Annotated in this window: 7 protein-coding genes; 6 read left to right on the forward strand and 1 reads right to left on the reverse strand. The window is 49.0% G+C overall.

Features of this window, described 5'->3' with window-relative positions; translation table 11 throughout:
- On the reverse strand, positions 1 to 302 hold a 302-nt coding region (locus tag BWI97_RS26530; RefSeq protein WP_146011076.1), incomplete at its 3' end, for a hypothetical protein.
- A 243-nt stretch (positions 303 to 545) separates the two neighbouring features.
- Here BWI97_RS26530 and BWI97_RS26535 point away from each other — a divergent pair.
- The 6 genes from BWI97_RS26535 to BWI97_RS28785 form a co-directional block, all read left to right on the forward strand.
- Complete coding sequence (locus BWI97_RS26535) at positions 546 to 806, forward strand: hypothetical protein (protein ID WP_146011077.1); 261 nt, start codon at positions 546 to 548, stop codon at positions 804 to 806.
- Positions 799 to 1,218, forward strand: a complete 420-nt coding sequence (locus tag BWI97_RS26540) for a 7TM-DISM domain-containing protein (RefSeq protein ID WP_102203446.1) — start codon at positions 799 to 801, stop codon at positions 1,216 to 1,218. The genes BWI97_RS26535 and BWI97_RS26540 overlap by 8 nt, the downstream gene beginning before the upstream one ends.
- The gene (locus tag BWI97_RS27520) at positions 1,191 to 2,123 is read left to right on the forward strand and encodes a hypothetical protein (protein WP_146011078.1); all 933 of its coding nucleotides are present in this window, start codon (positions 1,191 to 1,193) and stop codon (positions 2,121 to 2,123) included. Before BWI97_RS26540 ends, BWI97_RS27520 begins: the two co-directional genes overlap by 28 nt.
- Complete coding sequence (locus tag BWI97_RS26545) at positions 2,111 to 2,398, forward strand: sensor histidine kinase (RefSeq protein ID WP_158242878.1); 288 nt, start codon at positions 2,111 to 2,113, stop codon at positions 2,396 to 2,398. The genes BWI97_RS27520 and BWI97_RS26545 overlap by 13 nt, the downstream gene beginning before the upstream one ends.
- A 55-nt stretch (positions 2,399 to 2,453) precedes the next feature.
- Positions 2,454 to 3,068 carry a response regulator transcription factor gene (locus BWI97_RS26550; RefSeq protein WP_094808851.1) on the forward strand — a complete coding sequence of 205 codons (615 nt, stop codon included), beginning with the start codon at positions 2,454 to 2,456 and terminating at the stop codon, positions 3,066 to 3,068.
- Between the two features lie 269 nt (positions 3,069 to 3,337).
- Positions 3,338 to 3,527, forward strand: a 190-nt coding sequence (locus BWI97_RS28785; protein ID WP_233208077.1) for a hypothetical protein, incomplete at its 3' end; no start/stop codon positions are given.

Genomic DNA, 3,527 nt, shown 5'->3' on the forward strand with positions numbered 1-3,527 from the left:
TTATCGGTTTTGATGGATTTCGCCAATCCAATGTTGCTGCGGGTCTTGTAATACAGTGGGTTTCCCGCCGCATCGACAGAATGAAGGTACACGTAAGCCCCCGTAGCATCTACGTACGACTGACGAACATGGGGATGACTTCGCAAATAGGTCTTGATTTCCAGAATCCGGCGATCTTCCGCCGTTCTGAATTCTTTACTTAGTTCCAGCACTCGCAGCTTATCCGATTGAGTAAGCTGCTGGCCCATACTACTCACACTCAGGCCCAGAAAAGTCAGACCAAAAAAGTACAGATGTTTCATCAAAGAAAGGGGATGTAAAAGGTAGGAATTGTTAGGATGTGTGAGCGGTAAGCCGGAGCTGGTCCGGACTGGTATCGTTTTAATCTTTATGGTACAAACCTACAGCAGCTCTTTTCTCAAAAACATACCTGCTAACAGGTAGAAACTTACTTTTTCTATCAAAAGTCAAGTTTCTTTGTTTCGGGCTTCTACCTGCTGGCAGGTATGGCCGGGCGTTTTCGTTTATGTAATCTTTGCCACAGCATGTACGCCTGTCAATCCGCTTTTACTAAAGCAATCCTGAGTCGAGTCGCCTGGCTGATCCTGGCGATCGGGCTGATTCATACGGCCTGGGGGCAGGCCATCCCTTTGCCTGAACCGCTAGTGGTCGACCGTCCGTTGACTACCCTGGTGGCTCAGGAGCGAATGGTAGTATATACAGGTACTATCGCTACTCCCTACGCTTTTTTGGCAGCGTTGAAGGTTCCATCAGGCGAAATAAAAAACGGGCGAAGCGATGAGTGAACCCGCCTATCGTTGCCCGGAGGCCTGGATCTGCATACCGCTGGTGAATACGACGGATGAACTCCAGAAAATGGTGATGAATCTGGATCACAATCGCTGCGATACCCTCGAAGCCTGGGTAGGGCGAAAGGACTCGCTTTCGCTGCGATACGTGGGGAAACTGGACCGGGGTATGCCGCTCGGACAGCGAGCCATTCCGCTCCGGGATTTTGCCCTGCCTTTCGAACTGGCTCCCCACGATAGTCTACTATTGCTCTTGCGGAGCCGGCGTACCACCGGCGTCCATGAATTGAATCCGGTCGTTTCCACGGAAAAAGCGTTTATGATCAACCATGAAAAGAGGAAGTTATCCGGCTCCTGGCCCTGGCGAGTGTTTTCTTTTTCATGTTTACCGTTTTTTCGCTCGGCGTGATTTTCAGGCATCGATTGCTGATTTGCTTCGGTGTATACATGTTTCCCATTGCCCTGGGCCAGCTGAATTATAACTATTTCTTTGATGCCTTTCCGTTCCCCGCACGGCTAAGCCTGACGGCCAATTCAATTGGACTTTTTATTATTTTCATGGCAAACGCCCTGTTTCATAGCTTCGGTACGGAATACATCCGAAGTCTGGGAATCTATCAGACCGGGCATCGCTACGCAATACGTACGCTGGTGGTGGCTAATCTGATTCCCATGGGGCTGCTTCTAGTTCCCCTTAGGCCACCGCTTCAGGCATTCGTTACGGCGGCCAGTTTACTACTTACTACCCTGAATATTCTCTGGCTCTTTTACATCTCAGTACTGGGTTTTATCGAAAAGCGGGAAAAATATCTGTTCATTACTTCCACGCTGATTTTTGTTCCGGTGCTTTACAAAACCTATCTCGGCAACACGCCGATCCTGAACTACAGCGTTGTTCAGCCCATCTACTACCTGTTTTTATTTGGGTATTTAATTCTGGCTCTGTTTCGTAGAGAACTCGTGAGCCGTCAGATGACCAATCAACAAATCCAGTCCGTCCACCAGGCTTTGGAAACCCTGCGGAAAACGGAAATTGAGCAGATTGGACGTAACCTGCACGACCAGTTAGGCAACACGCTGGCTTCCGCTCTAGGGTATCTGAATCTCAGGGAGCCTAACGTAACTACTGCTCAGGAGCTGATCCGGGAGGCCATCGGCGAAACCCGCGTGCTCAGCCATAATCTAGTCAGGGATGATCTTCGGCCCCTGGATGAAAAGCTGGAAGATCTCATCGAGCGGTTCAATGATTTCTCGGCTATTGCTTCGTGTATAACGATTTCACGGAAGGTCAACTCGGGCAGTTGTCAACCCTGAAACAGGAAGGGATCTACCGGATTATACAGGAGGTGTTAACGAACATAGTCAAGCATTCCCAGGCTACGGAGGCAGTCGTACAGGTCTTTCTGAACAAAAAACTCGTACGGATTACAGTCGAAGATGACGGAATTGGATATACGTTAAATGAAAAAACGAACGGGATTGGTATCCGCAATATGTATAAACGAGCCGAACTGGCCGGGTTAATACTGACGCTGGATGGGGGCTCGGGAGGTACGCTGGTTAGTCTGGAAACGGCGATGAAAGATTAACTTACGGAAATCGTCCTTACGAATCGGGAACCTAGAATCCAAACCTATACAAGCCATGAATATACGAACAATAATTGTAGACGATCATCACCTGTTCAACGATGGACTGGCCCTGATTTTGAAAGAATCAGGACTATTTGAAGTCATTGGGCAAGTATATGATAGTCGGCAGGCCCTGCATACCTGTCAGGCCCTAGTGCCCGATTTAGTACTCGTTGATTACAACATGCCCCAACTGAACGGGCTGGAGGTCGTGGTCCAGCTAAAATCCTTACTCCCTAAGCCGCGTATTGTCATCATCAGTATGTACGCTCAGAAAAGGGAAATCAATCGCTTTGCGGCGGCCCAGGTCGATGGCTACTTAACCAAGACAACACCCGCTGCCGAATTGATTTTCAGTCTGCAAAAAATTATGGCGGGCGACCGCATCCTTCGGGTCGATCAGCCCGGTAAGGAAGGTTCAGTGAAAGACTTTTTTGCCCTCCGGCACCAACTCACCAAACGGGAGTATGAAATTGTACTGGCTCTGAAAGCCGGAAATACAACGGAGCAAATTGCTCAGGAGTTGGGTCTGAGCTATTTGACGGTAGAAACGCACCGCAAAAACATTAACGCGAAGCTGAAGCTGGGAAATAAGCAGGAATTTTACGATTTTCTGCAAAGCTTGTAGGCAATCGTAGGGCATCCTGGCTGATCCTGGGCAAGTGATACCGGAACCAGATTAACCGGCAATTCAGAAGGAGCCAACCCGGAATTCGATTTTCGGGGCTTCCTCTGGTGTGGTTCAGGTCGCATTGAGTATAGTGGATGAAGGGATACGCAAGCAACGTGGATGGAATCAAAATGTCTACGTAATCGGATGTTGATGCTAGTCATTAGAACGGCTGTTTTTTGACTTTCCTGCTTCTTCCGGGCTATATTGCCTGTAAAAGTACGATAATGCCCCCTATTCAAACCCTGATTGCCAGTCTGTTACTGGTATCCTTTTCCTGGGCTGCCCAGGCTCAGCAACTTTACGTAAAAAACGTATGGCAACCAAACGGATCCTTCCGTAGTATTTGTGCACGGTGGGCCACGGGGCAATGCCACCCTTTTCGAAGCAACCACTGCACAGGTACTGGCGGATGCG

The organism is Siphonobacter sp. BAB-5405 (assembly GCF_002872335.1).
Taxonomy (GTDB): Bacteria; Bacteroidota; Bacteroidia; order Cytophagales; family Spirosomataceae; genus Siphonobacter.

What these genes read in the sequence shown, in the direction of transcription:
- BWI97_RS26540 (WP_102203446.1), top strand. Translation starts at nt 799, where the DNA reads ATGAGTGAACCCGCCTATCGTTGCCCGGAGGCCTGGATCTGCATACCG.
- BWI97_RS26550 (WP_094808851.1), top strand. Translation starts at nt 2,454, where the DNA reads ATGAATATACGAACAATAATTGTAGACGATCATCACCTGTTCAACGAT.
- BWI97_RS26535 (WP_146011077.1), top strand. Translation starts at nt 546, where the DNA reads ATGTACGCCTGTCAATCCGCTTTTACTAAAGCAATCCTGAGTCGAGTC.
- BWI97_RS27520 (WP_146011078.1), top strand. Translation starts at nt 1,191, where the DNA reads ATGTTTACCGTTTTTTCGCTCGGCGTGATTTTCAGGCATCGATTGCTG.